At 70.6% G+C, this 15,176-nt stretch carries 15 protein-coding genes; 3 read left to right on the plus strand and 12 right to left on the minus strand.

Annotated elements, in window-relative coordinates; all coding sequences use genetic code 11:
- Positions 1-82 precede the first annotated feature (82 nt).
- A complete protein-coding gene (locus tag DRV85_RS04700; protein ID WP_113288275.1) occupies positions 83-1,987 on the plus strand; it encodes an OmpA family protein in 1,905 nt (634 codons plus the stop codon).
- The gene (locus DRV85_RS04705) at positions 1,984-2,310 is read left to right on the plus strand and encodes a hypothetical protein (RefSeq protein WP_113288276.1); all 327 of its coding nucleotides are present in this window, start codon (positions 1,984-1,986) and stop codon (positions 2,308-2,310) included. Before DRV85_RS04700 ends, DRV85_RS04705 begins: the two co-directional genes overlap by 4 nt.
- A gap of 37 nt (positions 2,311-2,347) precedes the next feature.
- Here DRV85_RS04705 and DRV85_RS04710 read toward each other — a convergent pair whose 3' ends face one another.
- From DRV85_RS04710 to DRV85_RS04755, 10 genes are all read right to left on the minus strand, one after another.
- Complete coding sequence (locus DRV85_RS04710) at positions 2,348-2,791, minus strand: molybdenum cofactor biosynthesis protein MoaE (RefSeq protein ID WP_113288277.1); 444 nt, start codon at positions 2,789-2,791, stop codon at positions 2,348-2,350.
- 3 nt (positions 2,792-2,794) lie between these two features.
- Complete coding sequence (gene moaD, locus DRV85_RS04715; RefSeq protein WP_113288278.1) at positions 2,795-3,040, minus strand: molybdopterin converting factor subunit 1; 246 nt, start codon at positions 3,038-3,040, stop codon at positions 2,795-2,797.
- Between the two features lie 4 nt (positions 3,041-3,044).
- A complete protein-coding gene (gene pgsA / locus DRV85_RS04720) occupies positions 3,045-3,704 on the minus strand; it encodes a CDP-diacylglycerol--glycerol-3-phosphate 3-phosphatidyltransferase (RefSeq protein WP_113288279.1) in 660 nt (219 codons plus the stop codon).
- A 69-nt stretch (positions 3,705-3,773) separates the two neighbouring features.
- Entirely contained in the window at positions 3,774-4,859 is a 1,086-nt protein-coding gene (gene modC / locus DRV85_RS04725) for a molybdenum ABC transporter ATP-binding protein (RefSeq protein WP_113288374.1), read from the minus strand.
- On the minus strand, positions 4,856-5,548 hold the full coding sequence (modB, locus tag DRV85_RS04730) for a molybdate ABC transporter permease subunit (RefSeq protein ID WP_113288280.1): 693 nt from the start codon (positions 5,546-5,548) through the stop codon (positions 4,856-4,858). Before modB ends, modC begins: the two co-directional genes overlap by 4 nt.
- Before the next feature lie 3 nt (positions 5,549-5,551).
- Positions 5,552-6,334, minus strand: a complete 783-nt coding sequence (gene modA, locus DRV85_RS04735) for a molybdate ABC transporter substrate-binding protein (RefSeq protein WP_113288281.1) — start codon at positions 6,332-6,334, stop codon at positions 5,552-5,554.
- 69 nt (positions 6,335-6,403) lie between these two features.
- A complete protein-coding gene (locus tag DRV85_RS04740) occupies positions 6,404-6,787 on the minus strand; it encodes a winged helix-turn-helix domain-containing protein (protein ID WP_233495399.1) in 384 nt (127 codons plus the stop codon).
- Between the two features lie 81 nt (positions 6,788-6,868).
- Positions 6,869-8,281 carry a cytochrome P450 gene (locus tag DRV85_RS04745; RefSeq protein ID WP_113288282.1) on the minus strand — a complete coding sequence of 471 codons (1,413 nt, stop codon included), beginning with the start codon at positions 8,279-8,281 and terminating at the stop codon, positions 6,869-6,871.
- Positions 8,278-9,489, minus strand: coding sequence for a hypothetical protein (locus DRV85_RS04750; protein WP_113288283.1), 1,212 nt, complete (start codon positions 9,487-9,489; stop codon positions 8,278-8,280). The genes DRV85_RS04745 and DRV85_RS04750 overlap by 4 nt, the downstream gene beginning before the upstream one ends.
- Positions 9,490-9,557: 68 nt before the next feature.
- Positions 9,558-10,307, minus strand: coding sequence for a cytochrome c biogenesis CcdA family protein (locus tag DRV85_RS04755; RefSeq protein WP_113288284.1), 750 nt, complete (start codon positions 10,305-10,307; stop codon positions 9,558-9,560).
- A 100-nt stretch (positions 10,308-10,407) separates the two neighbouring features.
- On the opposite strand from DRV85_RS04755, the gene DRV85_RS04760 reads away from it, so the two are divergent.
- Positions 10,408-10,629: a sulfurtransferase TusA family protein gene (locus DRV85_RS04760; RefSeq protein ID WP_113288285.1), complete on the plus strand. Its 222-nt coding sequence runs from the start codon at positions 10,408-10,410 to the stop codon at positions 10,627-10,629.
- 11 nt (positions 10,630-10,640) lie between these two features.
- Here the strand turns inward: DRV85_RS04760 and DRV85_RS04765 are convergent, their stop codons facing one another.
- A complete protein-coding gene (locus DRV85_RS04765; protein ID WP_113288376.1) occupies positions 10,641-13,397 on the minus strand; it encodes an Rne/Rng family ribonuclease in 2,757 nt (918 codons plus the stop codon).
- 444 nt (positions 13,398-13,841) lie between these two features.
- Positions 13,842-15,176: a sigma-54-dependent transcriptional regulator gene (locus tag DRV85_RS04770; RefSeq protein WP_113288286.1), complete on the minus strand. Its 1,335-nt coding sequence runs from the start codon at positions 15,174-15,176 to the stop codon at positions 13,842-13,844.

The raw sequence follows: 15,176 nt of genomic DNA on the forward strand, positions 1-15,176 counted from the left end.
CGGGCGTGACGCACCGGCCGCGATTGCAACCGCGGCGGGCTGCCCCTAGTTTCACTCCACTCGGACCACACCGGACCCGCAGATGCGCCTGTCCCGCCTCGCCCTTCCAGTTCTCGCCTTCGCCCTGGCCCTGGGCGTCAGCGCGGTCACCGCGTCCTTCGCCGTGCGTCTCGTCGAGGATGCGTCCGAGACCGAGGTGCGGGCGGCGCTGGACCGGGAAGGGATCGACTGGGCCGATGTCGACGCCTACGGACTGCAGGTCTATCTGCTCGGAACCGCCCCCTCCGAGGCGGACCGCTTTCGCGCGCTCTCGACCGCCGGCAAGGTGGTCGACGCGGCCCGGGTCGTCGACGACGTCAACGTGGCCGAAAGCAAGCCGCTCGCGCCGCCGCGCTTCTCGATCGAGATCCTGCGGCACGACAGCGGGCTTACGCTGATCGGGCTCGTGCCGGCCTCGACCGACCGCGCCGCGCTCGTCGCGCGGGCGCAGGAGGCTGCGGGCGAGGTGCCCGTCTCCGACCTTCTGGAGGTCGCCGATCATCCCGCACCCGAAGGCTGGCGCCCGGCGCTCGGAGCCGCCTTCGATGCGCTCGAGCGGCTGCCGCGCGCCAAGGTCTCGGTCGCGGCCGGGCAGGTGACGGTCAAGGGCGCCGCCGAGAGCGAAGCCGACCGACGCCGCCTCGAGGCCGAACTCGCGCGCGCCGCCCCCGAGGATGTCAGCCTCGCGCTCGAGATTTCCGCGCCGCGCCCGGTGATCAGCCCCTTCACCCTGCGTTTCGTCAAGGACGCGTCAGGCGCGCGGTTCGACGCCTGCGCGGCGGCAAGCCCGGAAGGCCGCGACCGTATCCTGCGCGCCGCCGCCGCGGCGGGGCTGGAAGGCAAGGCGGACTGCCGGATCGGCCTCGGCGTGCCCAGCGCGCAGTGGCCGGATGCCGCGGAACGCGCACTCGGCGCGCTCGACCGGCTGGGCGGGGGCACGTTGACGATGACCGACGCCGAAATCGCGCTCGTGGCGCAGCAGGGCACGGACCCGGAGCGATTCGAGCGCGTTGTGAGCGAACTGGCGTCCACGCTGCCCGACGTCTTCGCCCTCGACGCCGTCCTGCCCGAGCCGCCGGGCGCCGCCGAGGGAGAGGCCGGCCCGACCGAGTTTGTCGCCACCCTGAGCCCGGAGGGCGCGGTGCAGCTCCGCGGTCCGCTGGCGAGCGAGAACGCCCGCGTGATCACCGACAGCCTCGCGCGTGCGCGCTTCGGCAGCGAGGCGGTTCACACGTCGGCCGAGATCGACCCGGACCTGCCCGAGAGCTGGCAGACGCGCGTGCTGGCCGGGCTCGAGGGCCTTGCAGAGCTGGAGCGCGGCGCGCTGGTGGTCACGCCCGCGGGCATCGAACTGCGCGGCGAGACCGGAAACGCCGAGGCCAGCGCCGAGATCGCCGCGCTCGTGGCCGAGAAACTGGGCGGCACCCAGGGCCTGACGCTCGACGTTGCCTACCGCGAGGAACTGGACCCCGAGGCGGCCCAGCCGACGCCGGAAGAATGCGTAGCCAACCTTCAGGGTCTCCTCGACGGCCGAAAGATCAATTTCGAGCCCGGCTCGGCGACGCTCGACTCCGAGGCGCGGCTCATCCTCGACGACATCGCGGAACTGCTGCGGCGCTGCGGCGCGATCCCGCTGGAGATCGCGGGACACACCGACAGCCAGGGGCGGGAGTCGATGAACCTCGAACTCAGCCAGGCGCGGGCGCAGGCGGTGCTCGACGAGCTGCGCAACCGCCGCGTGCTGACCGCCTCCTTCCGGGCCGAGGGCTATGGCGAATCCGAGCCCATCGCGGACAATTCGACCGAGGAGGGGCGCGAGGCGAACCGCCGGATCGAGTTCCGCCTCATCCGGTCCGAGGCGGACGAGCCGCTTGAAAGCGGCGCCGCCGACGGGCAGGAAGAACCCGCCGGCGAGGACGCGGACACGGGCGGGGCCAACGAGGGATGACCAGAGCGGATTTCGTGATCGCCACGGCGGCGATCCTTTTCGTGGCCTTCTGCCTGGGCTGGTTCGCGCATTGGCTGGTGCATCGCTTCACGCGAGTGTCGCGCACCGACATGGGCGAACTCGAGAAGATGGCCCAGGAGCTGCACGAGGCCGAGGAGACGCGCGACCAGGCGATCACCTACATGCAGCAGCGCGAGGCGGAGCTTTCCAACCAGCTCCACCAGACCGAGGCCGAACTCGCCGCGGCGATGGAAGGCCTGCGCGACGCGCGGCGCGAGGCCGAGGAACTGCGCGCCAGGCTGGAACGGATCGAGGCGCGCTGAACACGCGTAGGGTGCGTGCTCCGCACGCACCACGCCGTCACCAGCGCCCGAGCGCCGCCTCGTCCTCGTCCCGCGCGGCCACCCAGTCGGCGCCGCGGGCGGTGATCTCGCGCTTCCAGAAGGGCGCGCGGGATTTCAGGTAGTCCATCAGGAACTCGGCGGCGGCGAAGGCAGAGGCCCGGTGCGGCGCGGCGGTGGCGACCATCATGATCACCTCGCCCGGTGCGAGCCGACCGTGCCGGTGGATCACCAGCACGTCACCGAGCCCCCAGCGCGTCTGCGCCTCCTCGGCGATCCTCGCCAGCGCCCTTTCGGTCATGCCGGGATAGTGCTCGATCTCCATCGCCTGCAGGTCGCCCTGCGCCGTGTCGCGCACGATGCCCGCGAAGGTCACGACCGCGCCCTGCCCCTCCTGTCGCGCCGCGAAGGCGCCGCATTCCGCGCCATAGTCGAAGGCTGCCTCCTGCACGCGCACGCGCATCGCTCAGCCCCCGGTCATCGGCGGGAAGAAGGCCACTTCGCGCACGCCGGCCAGCGGCGCGTCGAAATCGGCGAGTTCCTGATCGACGGCCACGCGCAACGCCGAGAGATCGGCGAAAGCCATCGCGTAGCGCTCCTCGCGCGCGCGGAGCTCCTCGACCAGATCGGCCACCGTGGCCGCCTCCGTCTCGACCCGCTCCTTCGGCAGGCCGATCCGCTCGCGCACCCAGGCGAAATAGAGAACGTCCATCGCGTCAGTCCTTCAGATAGGGCAGCGCCTTGCGGAAGTATTCCCAGCCGGTCCAGAGCGTGAGAAGCGCCGCGATCCAGAGCAGGACGAGCCCCGCATAGCCCGAAACGACCATGCCCTGATACATCCAGCGCAGGCCGCGCACGTCCTCGACCTCGCCCGCCAGCACCGCATCGAACATCTCCTGCCCCATGCCGTAGATCTCCATCCCCAGATAGTGCTCGAAGACGCCCTGCGCAAAGAGGATGGCGATGGCCAGCATCTGCACCGTGGTCTTCCACTTGGCGAGCTGCGTGACCCTGAGCGTGCCGGCCGTGGCGCCCAGGAACTCGCGCAGCCCCGAGACGAAGACCTCGCGGAAGACGATCACCGTGGCCGGCAGCACCACCCAGGGCGAATAGGACGAGTAACCCACGATCACCATCAGCGCGATCACCACCATCGCCTTGTCGGCGATCGGGTCCAGCATCGCGCCCAGCTTCGTCTCCTGCCCCCAGGCGCGGGCGAGGCGGCCGTCGATCCAGTCGGTCGCGGCGGCCGCGAGGAACAGACAAAGCGCGAACCAGTCGGCCCAAGGCCGGTTGAAGTAGAGGAACATCACCGCGACCGCCGGCGCGGCCAGAAGGCGCAGGATCGTGAGGATATTGGGCAGGTTCCACCGCATGGCCGCTCCATAGCGCGTCCCGCGCAGTGGGGAAAGGCGCGCGCGCCGGCCCCGGTTCCCGCCCCGCGCTCAGCGCGCGCCGACGTCTTCCGGCGCGACCGAGACGCTCTTGACCACCGCGTGGACCGGCACGCCCGGGGCGAGACTCAGCGCGGCGACCGAGCGGCGCGTCACGCGTGCGAGCACGCGGCCCGCGGGGGTGTCGAGCGCGACGATCGCGCCCGGCCCGTCGCCCGGCCGCACCTCGCGCACCGTGCCGGGCAGGATGTTGAGCGCCGATAGCCCGGCGGGCGCGCCGCGCGAGAGGAGCACCTCATGCGCGGCGATGCGGACACGCGCCCTCGCACCCTCGGCCCGGGCGATGCGCGGCAGGAAGAGCTGCACGCCGCCCGCCGAGAGTTCGGTGAGACCGTCCGCGTGATGCGCGACGACTCGCGTCTCGAGCACCGCGCCCACCTCGCGCGGCCCCAGCGGCGTGACGCCGGGATCGCCGAGCACCTCCGCCGCCGGTCCCTGCGCCACGACACGCCCCGCCTCCAGCGCGACGACCGTGGTGGCCAGCCGCGCCACTTCGGAGGCGGCGTGGCTGACATAAAGGATGGGCACCGCCACCTCGTCGCGCAGCCGCTCGAAGTAGGGCAGGATCTCGGCCTTCCGCGCCTCGTCGAGCGCGGCGAGCGGCTCGTCCGCGAGGATCGCCGCCGGTGCCGAGAGCAACGCACGCCCGATGGCCACCCGCTGCTTCTCGCCGCCCGACAGCGCCCCGGGCCTCCGGTCGAGCAGGTGCCCGATCCCCAGCATCTCGACGATGCGGCCCATGTCTTCGCGCCGCGCGTCCCGCGGGGCGAACCAGGCGCCATAGCGGAGGTTCTGCCGCACCGTGAGATGCGGCAAGAGCCGCCCCTCCTGAAAGATCGTGCCGAGCCGCCGGCGATGCGGCGGAAGCCAGACGCGCGCCTCGGTGTCGGTCAGCACGCGCCCGTCCACGGCGATGCGCCCCCCCTCGGGCCGCAGCAGCCCGGCCACCGCGTTGACGATCGTGGTCTTGCCCGAGCCCGACCGCCCGAAAAGCACGGTGACACCGGCCGGCGCGTCGAAGGCGGCGTCGAGCGTGAAGCCACCGAAGCTGTGCCGGATCCGCACCTCCAGCGTCATGCGCCGCCCACCCGCGCGGCGACGCGGCGCGCGATCCATTCCGACAGCAGCAGGGCCCCCATGGCCACGCCCACCGAGACGAGAACCAGCCGCGTCGCCGCATCCTCGCCGCCCGGCACCTGCAAAAAGGCGTAGATCGCGGAGGGGATGGTGCGCGTCTCGCCGGGGATGTTCGAGACGAAGGTGATCGTCGCGCCGAACTCTCCCATCGCCTTGGCGAAGGCGAGGATCGCGCCCGCGACGACGCCCGGCAGGATGAGCGGCAGCGTGACGGTCACGAAGACCCAGGGCGGCGAGGCGCCCAGGGTGGCGCTCGCCTGTTCGAGCCTGGGGTCCACCGCCTCGATCGACAGCCGGATCGCGCGCACCATCAGCGGAAAGGCCATGACCCCGGCGGCGAGCGCCGCGCCCGTCCAGCGGAAGGCGAAGACGATGCCGAGTTCCGAGAGCGGCCCGCCCACCGGCCCCTGCGTGCCGAAGGTCAGCAGCAGCAGATACCCCGTGACCACCGGCGGCAGGATCAGCGGAAGGTGCACGAGCCCGTTGAGCAACTGCTTGCCGGGGAAGGACCAGCGCGCCAGCGCATAGGCCGCGAGGATGCCTAATGGCAGGCTCGCCACGGTCGCCCAGAGCGAGACGCGCAGCGACAGCGCGACCGCCTGCCACTCTTCCGGGCCGAGCCAGTCCATGCGCTAGTCCGCGACCACGATGAATCCCTGCCGCTCGAAGGCGGCCCGCGCCTCGGGCCCCCGCAGGTAGTCGAGGAACGCGGCTTCCGCCGCCACGTCGCGGTTGGCGAGGTCAGCCGCAGGATAGACGATGGGCGGATGCGACGCGGCGGGGAAGGTGCCGATGACGGTGACGTCCTCTTCGGCCACGGCGTCCGTGGCGTAGACGATGCCGTAGGGCGCCTCGCCCGTCGCGACGAGCGCGAGCGCCGCGCGCACGTTGTCGGCCTGCGCCACCCGCGGAGCCACGCTCTCCCAGAGGCCGAGGCTCTCCAGCGCAGCCTTGCCGTAAATGCCTGCAGGCACCGCCTCGACCAGCGCCATGGCGAGGCGCCGCTCGCCCAGAAGCCCCGCGAGGTCGAGCCCGGCGCCGATCTCGACCGGCGCGGCCTCCGGCCCGTGCGCGATCAGAACGAGCGAATTCCGCAGAAGATCGACCCGCGTGCCCGTCTCGAGCAGCCCGTCTGATTCCAGCGCATCCATCCAGCCCGGATTGGCCGAGATGAAGATGTCGGCGGGCGCGCCCTGCTGGATCTGGCGGGCGAGCGCCGAGGAACCGGCGAGCGAGACGGCGACCTCGTGCCCGGTGGTGGCCTCGAAGCCCGCCTCGATCTCGGCCATCGCGTTCGTCAGGCTGGCCGCGGCGAAGACGGTGATCCGGTCGGCCAGGACGGCGCCGGCGGGCAGCAGCGCGGCGAACACCCCCATGGCGGCGGCGAGACCTGTCCTGCGATGGCGGCTGGACATGAGGGCAACCTTCGGGATTGGTTATGTTCCGCGAAACATATTGCCTTCGGCCCGATGCGCGCACAAGCGCTATTTCTCGCTGGACATATCCGACAGCAGCCCCCGGATCGCCTCGATCTCCGCGGCGCCGGCCTCTGCCGTGATCGCCTCGAGCTTCCGATAATGGGCGAGCACCGCCGCACCCGCCGGAGTCAGCCGCGCCCCGCCGCCGCCGGCGCCGCCGCGCGCGCGCTCGACCAACGGCTCGCGAAAGGCGGCGTTCAGCTCCTCCACCAGCGACCAGGCGCGCTTGTAGCTCATCGCCATCGCCCGGCCCGCGCCCGCGATCGAGCCGGTGTCGCGGATCCGTTCGAGCAGATCGGCCTTGCCCGGCCCCAGCATCGCCGCCTCGCCGAAGAGGATGCGGATGCGCAGGCTGGCGGCGTGCTGTCCGTCGCTGTGGTCGGGCTTCATGCGTGCAGCATGCCAGCGCGGCGATATGCACCACAAGTCATATCGCACGGCTCGGCCACCCTTCCCGGACAGCGGACGGGATCAGTCGGCCGCAGGCGATGCCGCCTCGGCAGCCACGGGCGCCTCTCGGGGTGCCGGCGTCGCTGCGCGCGACGAGACACGCAGCCAGATGCCCTCCCGCGCACGCACCGTCAGATGCGCAACAGGCACCGGCGGGGGCCGGTCCGTAAGCTCCACCCGCAGGTCGCGCAGCAGGCGCGACAGCAGGAGCACGCCCTCGACCATCGCGAAGCCCGCACCAGTGCAGACGCGCGGCCCGGCCGAGAAGGGCATGTAGGCCTCGCGGGCGCAGGCGCGGCCGTTCTCCGTCTCCCAGCGCGCGGGATCGAAACCGTCGGGGTTCTCCCACAGCCGCGTGTGGCGATGCTGATGCCATGGCGAGAGAACGATCTGCGCCCCGCGCGGCACCGCGCGGTCGCGGAAGCGCTCGGGCCCGGTCGCCTCGCGCACCATCATCGGCACCGGCGGGTAGAGGCGCAGCGCCTCGCGGAAGACGTCGCGCGCGATGCGCAGCCGGGGCACGGCAGCGAAGTCGGGGGCCAGATGCGCGCGCGCCTCGTCGGCCACACGATCCTGCCACTCGGGGAAGAGCGCCATCAAATAGAGGGTCCAGGCCAGCGCCGAGGCCGAGGTCTCGTGCCCTGCGAGAAAGAAGATCGCGACCTGATCGACCATCTCTTCGGTCGTGAAGGTCTCGCCCGTTTCCGGGTCGCGGGTCGTCATGATCTTGGTGGCGAGGTCGTCCGGGGCGGTTCCCTCCTCGATCGCGCGCATGCGGTCGGCGGTGAGCTCGGTGATGAGCGCGCGGATCGACCGCGCCGCCGCCCGCGTGCGCCGCCGGTGCCCGCGCGGCAGCCAGCGCGGCAGCGGCACGAAGGCGGCGGCGTTCAGGATCGGCTGCGTGCGCTGATAGGCGCGAAACTCGTGGAAGACGCGGGCGGCGAGCCTGTGCTCGATGGGAATCGAGAAGAGCGTGCGGAAGATGACGTCGGCGGCCGCGTGGCTGGTCTGCTCCTCGATCTCGACCTCCTCGCCCGCATGCGCGGCGAGCCGTGCCGCGGCCGCCTCCGCAGCGTCCCACATCGCGGGAAAGGTGTCCCTGAGCCGCCCGCCCTCGAACGCGGGGTCGATGATCCGGCGCTGCCGCTTCCAGGTCTCGCCGTTGGTCAGGAAGACGGACTCGCCCAGAAGCGGGCGCAGCCCTTCGGATATGCGGTTCGACTTGGGGAAATCCTCCGGCCGCTCCTTGAGCACCAGGCGCACGAGATCGGGCTGATTGACGAGATAGGACCTGAAGAAGGGCGTGCGGAACTCGGCCATCCACGCGCGGTAGAGCCGCGCCGGCTGCGCCGACAGGATGTCGGCCCGGAAGAGCCTCAGATAGCGCCAGAGCGAGACGCGATCGGCGCGCGACGCGGGCTTGGGCGGGATCATGCGGCGCGGCTCGTGTATTTGGAGAGCGCCCGCTCGATGCGCGAGCGCGAGGGCCGCCGGCCGGCGAACCGCGCGGCCAGCGTGCGCGGCCCTGCCGTGATACGGAAGTAGTCGTAGTCTCCCGGCCGGTCGAAGGCGCAGAGATACTGGAAGTGCAGCCGGAAGAAGCGCCAGCGCAGCTCGCGCCAGCGGGCGGGCGACAGCGTCTGGGTGAAGGCCGCCGAGATCACCAGCGGCCAACGCTTCCCGGGCCCCGCCACGCCCGAGACCGCGACCGGATCGCAGAGCGCGAAGGCGCAGCCGTCGCCCGGCGCGGTCACGTCCACCCAGGTCAGGTCGTCGCGTTCGGACAGATAGGCGAGATCCGCGCGCAGCCGGTCCGCCGCCGGCAGGAAGGAGACCATCGGCACCACCTGCCCCAGCGAGAGGAAGCCCAGCGCCGGGCCATTGGCCGGCACGCGGCCCGCGCGGACGAGATCGGCAAGCACCGAGACCGCGAGATGCGCGCCCGAGGAATGACCGACGACGAGCACCTCGTCCCAGTCTTCGGTCAGTGCCTCCCCGATCCGGTCGGCGAACGCGCGCAGCCGCGCCTCGAGCGCCGGCGGGTTCGCGCCGCGCCAGCGCGCGGAGAAGGCGTAGTCATGCATCAGGTAATAGGCGAAGAGTCGACCGTCCTGCTTCTTGAACCAGGCGAGAAGGGGCCAGATCACGGCAAGCCCGGCCGGCGCCGCCCAGGGGGCGATCGCCCGGGCCAGCGCCGCGCCCAGGGCCCAGGCGGCCAGCAGCGCCACGGCGAGCTGCGCCAGAAGCATCGCCACCGGATAGAGCGCGGCGATCACCGGCCCCTTGCGCAGCCGCATCAGCCGCCAGAGCGCGCCGGTCGCACCGTAGGTCCAGGCCGTCCGGACGAGCTGGCCATAGGTCGCGAGGATGCCCTGCGCCATGCTGTCGCGCACGATGTCGGACCAGACCAGAACCTCGACCTCGGTTTCGACCTTAGCGCCCTCGATCCGCGCCGCGACGTGCCAGCCGTAGCCCGGCTGGCCGGTGCGGGGGTGCAGGGACAGCTCGTAGCCCGAGATCTCCGCCTGCGCGCGACCTTCCTTGCGATAGAGTTCGCGGTATCTGCGCGGGTGAATCGGGTCGTAGCCGGGGATGTAGAACACCCGGCGCCGCGCGACCGTTCCGTCCGTCCTGCCACCCATCGGCCCTCTCCGACTGTCCGCAGGCTACTCCTGCAATCGGGCGAGAGTAAGGCCGGCGGCCCGCGCCCTCAGCCCAGCGCGGCGAGCGCCGGGAAGGTCTCCAGCAGCCAGAAGGAGAAGGCCGAGAACCCGCCGGTCAGCATCAGCAGCCCGATGGTCCAAAGAAGCAGGCCCATGACCTTCTCGATCCGGTCCATGTGCCGCTTCATCCAGGCCATCAGCCCCGAAAGCCGCGGCAGGAAGGCCGCCACCAGCAGGAATGGCACGCCGAGCCCGATGGCATAGACCCCGAGAAGTGTCGTGCCGCGCGTCATGTCGGCCTCGGACGCGGCGAGCGACAGGATCGCGCCCAGCTGCGGACCGATGCAGGGCGTCCAGCCGAAGGCGAAGGCGAGGCCAAGGACATAGGCGCCGAAGGCGCTGCCGGCCCGGTCGCCTGCGTCGAGCCGCGCCTCGCGGTCGAGAAAGCCGATGCGGTAGACGCCGACGAAATGCGCGCCGAACGCCATCACGATCACGCCGGCGATCGTGTTGAACCATCCTTGATAGGCCAGAAAGGCCCGCCCGACCGCGGAGGCGGTGAAGCCCAGAAAGAGAAAGACCGTCGAGAGCCCCAGGACGAAGAAGAAGGCCGGCAGCAGCGCGCGGTTGCGGCCCCGCCCGGCGCTGAGTTCGCCGAGCGAGACCCCGCTCATGTAGGCCAGATAGGGCGGCACGATCGGCAGCACGCAGGGCGACAGGAACGATATCACCCCTGCGAGCAGCGCCACGGTCATGGCGGGGATCAGCCCCGCGTCGATGATCTCGATCCCGAACATGGCTCTCCGCTTAGCGCAGCCCGGCGGCGGCGTCACGCGGCCAACGGTCACATTCGCGCAAGGCATGGACAGATGAGGGCCGGCGGCCTACTGCCCATGCATGATGGAAGAGATCGACGCCATCGGGCTGCGATGCCCCCTGCCCGTCCTGCGCCTGCGCAAACGGCTCGCTGCGCTCGCGCCCGGCGCGCGCGTCCGGCTTCTGGCGGACGATCCGCTGGCGCAGGTGGACGTGCCGCATTTCTGCACCGAACAAGGGCATGTGCTCGAGGACGCCGGCGAAGAGGCCGGCGTCCTGCGCTTCACGATCCGGCGCGGCTGAGCCGCCGCGCCTTATCGCGGGCCGAGCATCCACCAGCCGCGCTTCTTCGGCTTGGACTTTTCCTCGTCCTCCTGGGCGGGGCCGACGGTCTCGGGTACCTTGTCTTCCTCGCGCGATGCGCCTGCAGCCTCATCGCGCGCGCTGCCCTCGGCTGCGGGACGCGGCGCAGCCTTCTCGGTCCGGCGTTCGGAGTCCGCGGGCGCCGGTGCCGGACCGCGCGCCTCCGGCGCAGCGGGTGCCTCCTCCGCCTTCGGCGCAGCGGGTGCCTCCTCCGCCTCCGGCGCAGCGGGTGCCTCCTCCGACTCCGGCGTAGCCGTTGCTTCCTCCGCCACCGGAGCCGTGGTGCTTGCCACGGCCTCTTCCTGGGCGCCCTGACCGCCCGGCGCAGGCGCCGCCTCCGCGCCGGCTTCGGACACGGTCTCGGCGGCGGGGGCATCGCCCTCGGCCTTCGCGGTCTTCGGCTTGCGCGACGAGCTGCTGCGCTTTCGCGTCGTGCGGCGCTTGGGCGCGGGCGCTTCCGCTTCGGCGTCCGCCTTTTCGGCCTCGGCAGGAGCCTCCTCGGCAGCCGCGGGGGACTCACCGGCAGGATGCGGGCTCTGCGACTCGGCCTCGAGCGGCTCGCCCGCCTCGGCAGGAGACTGCGCCCCGGCGCTCGCCGAGAGCGACATGTCCTCGCCGTTCTCCTGACCGGCCTGCGCCCCGGAGGACGAGGGTTTCCGCCGACGCCGGCGGCGGCGCTTCTTCTTGGCGGGCTTGGGCTCTTCGGCGGCCTGCGCCTCTTCGGGGGCCTCGGCAGGCTCTTCCTGCGTCTCCTCCTGCATGGCGGAAGCCGCCAGCGAGACGACCGGCGCGGCGGTGTCTGGCACGGGCCGCGTCGCCTGCTTGAACTTCTCGACGACGTAGTCGGGGCTCACCAGCATCGGATCGCCCTCGACGCGCACGGAAAGACCGTAGCGCGCCTCGATCTGCGCGATGTGCTCGCGCTTCTGATTCATCAGGAAGTTGGCGATCGCCACGGGGCACTTGATCAGCACCTCGCGCGAGCGGCCGCGCACGCCCTCTTCCTCGATCTGGCGCAGGATGGCCAGCGCAAGGTTGTCGTCCGAGCGGATCAGCCCGGTGCCGTGGCAGGCCGGGCAGGGCTGCGTCGTCGCCTCGATCATGCCGGGGCGCAGGCGCTGGCGGCTCATCTCCAGAAGGCCGAAGCCCGAGATGCGGCCCACCTGGATGCGCGCCCGATCGTTCTTGAGCTTGTCCTTGAGCTTCTTCTCGACGGCGGCGTTGTTCTTGCGCTCGTCCATGTCGATGAAGTCGATGACGATGAGTCCCGCAAGGTCGCGCAGCCGCAGCTGGCGCGCGATCTCCTCGGCCGCCTCGAGGTTGGTCTTGAGCGCCGTCTCCTCGATCGAGCCCTCGCGGGTGGCCTTGCCCGAGTTCACGTCGATCGCCACGAGCGCCTCGGTCACGCCGATCACGATGTATCCGCCCGACTTGAGCTGGACGGTGGGGTTGAACATCGAGCCCAGATAGCTCTCGACCTGGTAGCGGGCGAAGAGCGGAAGCGGGTCCTGGTAGTGCTTCACGTTCTTCGCGTGGGACGGCATGATCATCTTCATGAAGTCCTTGGCGTTGCGGTAGCCCGCCTCGCCCTCGACCAGGACTTCGTCGATCTCGCGGTTGTACAGGTCGCGGATCGATCGCTTGATGAGGTCGCCCTCTTCGTAGATCTTCGCGGGCGCGATCGACTGCAGCGTGAGTTCGCGGATCTGCTCCCAAAGACGCTGGAGATATTCGTAGTCGCGCTTGATCTCGGTCTTGGTGCGCTTCGCCCCCGCTGTCCGCACGATGAGGCCCGCGCCGCGCGGCACGTCGAGCGACTGCGCGATCTCCTTGAGCTTCTTGCGGTCGGCCGCGTTGGTGATCTTGCGGCTGATGCCGCCGCCGCGCGCCGTGTTGGGCATCAGCACGCAATAGCGCCCGGCCAGCGAGAGATAGGTGGTCAGCGCCGCGCCCTTGTTGCCGCGCTCTTCCTTGACGACCTGGACCAGCATGATCTGCCGGACCTTGATGACCTCCTGGATCTTGTACTTGCGCGGACGCGGCTTGCGCGGCGGGCGAATGTCCTCCTGATCGTCGACTTCCGAGACGGCCTCGATCGTCTCGTCACGCTCGGCGGCGTGATCGGCCGCGACGAAGGGCGCCTCCTCCTCGTCGTCGCCATTGGGTTCCGCGGCAGCGCCGTTGCCCTCGGGTTCCTCGACCGGGGTCTCGCCGACGCGCTCCATCGGGGAGAGACCCTCTTCGCCGTCGGAGAGGTCGATGGTCTCCATCCCCTCGATCGACTCGGAAACGATATCGCCCTTGGCGACGGCGTCCTGATCCTTGGCCTTGGCGGCCTTCGAGCGGCTGCGCGAGCGGGCGGGCTTCTTCGGCTTCTTCCCTTCGTCCTCGGCCTCGTCGCGGGCGCGCTGCGCCTCGGCGTAGGCGCGCTCCTCCTCCATCAGCGCCTCGCGGTCGGCGACGGGGATCTGGTAGTAATCCGGGTGGATTTCCGAGAAGGCGAGAAAGCCGTGCCGGTTGCCGCCGTAATCGACGAAGGCGGCCTGCAGCGACGGCTCTACGCGCGTGACCTTGGCGAGATAGATGTTGCCGGCCAGCTGGCGCTTGTTGACCGACTCGAAATCGAAGTCCTCGACCTTGTTTCCGTCCACCACCACGACGCGGGTCTCCTCCGCGTGGGTGGCGTCGATGAGCATTTTCTTTGGCATGTCGTCCATTTGCACGAGGGCCTTCGGCGCGCGCCCGAAAGGCGCGGCGCCAGGCGCCCGTGTCTTGTCTGTGCGATTGATGCTGCGCGGCAGAGCGGGCTTCGTCCCGGCGACCTGTTCTTGCGATCGGGTCCTCTGCGCGTCATCGCGGTTCTACTCCGACACCCCCTCGGGGGCATCCGTTCGGGGCCCTCCGCGGGTGCGGTCCGGGCAATCTTGCCGGCGCGGGGCCGGATCGGTCTGTTCCGGACCGTCGGGCCTTGTCGCCCTGGAGCGTCTGGAAACAGAGAAACTTTCGCTGCGGTGCCGGCCGGAGTGCCGCCCGCCTGCCGGACAACATAAGGGCACCGGCGCGCGGATTACAATGGCAAAAACGTTAACATGACAAGAACCCGCATGCGCGGCGGCGGCGCCCTCCACCGGGCTGCCCATGCCCGCCGGGATCTAGAGATAGTCGGCCCGCTGCAGCCCGTATTTCGCCATCTTCTCGTTGAGGGTCCGTCGCGGCAGCGACAGCTCCTCCATCACCGCCGAGATCGAACCGCGATGGCGGCGCATGGTGTTGTCGATCAGCATGCGCTCGAAGGCCTCGACGTATTCCTTGAGCGGCTTTCCTTCCGTGGTCATCACAGGGCGCATGTCGTCATGGTCGTTCATCAGAAGCGACGAGATCGACCCCTGCCCCCGCCGCGCCTGCAGCACCGCGCGCTCGGCGAGGTTGATGAGCTGGCGGACGTTGCCCGGCCAGGGCGCCTGCAGAAGCTGCGCGGCCTCCTGCGCGCTGACGTTGGGCGTCTCGCAGCCGTATTCCTCGGCGAACTGCTCCGTGAGGCGGGTGAAGAGCGTCAGGATGTCCTCGCCCCGCGCCCTGAGCGGCGGGACGACGATCTTGAGCGCGGCCAGCCGGTAGTAGAGATCGGGCCGCAGCACCGTCTCGCAGGTCTTGCCCTCGTCCTGAAGGTTCGAGATCGCCACGATCCGCGTCTCGGGCGGCGTGCCCTCGTCGTTGATCACCGACAACAGCCGCGCCTGGGCGGAATCCGACAGAGTCTCGATGTCCTCGAGCACCAGCGTGCCGCCGCGCGCCTCCTCCATCGCGGGCAGCCGGCTGTCCTCGGGCTGGATGGGTCCGAAGAGGCGGCGCATCAGCGCGCCCTCTTCCAGGGCGCCGCAGGAGAGCAGGACGAAACGGCGCCCCGCGCGGCTGCCGACGGCGTGCAGGGCATGGGCCACGAGCGTCTTGCCGGTGCCGGTCTCGCCCTCGATCAGCACATGCCCGTCGGCCTGACCGAGATCGAGGATATCGTCGCGCAGCCGCTCCATCGCCGGGCTGGAGCCGATGAGCTTCTTCATGATCTGCCCGCCTTCGGCGAGCTCGCGGCGCAATGCTCGGGTGTCGAGCGTGAGCCGCCGCGCGTTGGACGCACGCTTGGCCAGTTCGGTCATCCGGTCGGGGTTGAAGGGTTTTTCGAGGAAGTCGAAGGCGCCCATGCGCATCGCCTCCACCGCCATCGGCACGTCGCCGTGCCCGGTGATGAGAATGACCGGCAGGGCGCTGTCCATCCCCATCAGCTTGCGCAGGAACTGCATTCCGTCCATGCCGGGCATCTTGATGTCGGTGATGACGATGCCGGGATAGTCCGGCCCCACCGCCCTGAGCGCCTCCTCGGCGCCGGCGAAGGCCTCCGTGTCGAATCCCGACAGCGCCAGCCACTGGCTGATCGACTGTCGCATGTCGCGTTCGTCGTCGATGATCGCGATCTTCATTGCCTTGGCCAT

The organism is Rhodosalinus halophilus, from assembly GCF_003298775.1.
In the GTDB taxonomy this organism is placed as follows: Bacteria; Pseudomonadota; Alphaproteobacteria; order Rhodobacterales; family Rhodobacteraceae; genus Rhodosalinus; species Rhodosalinus halophilus.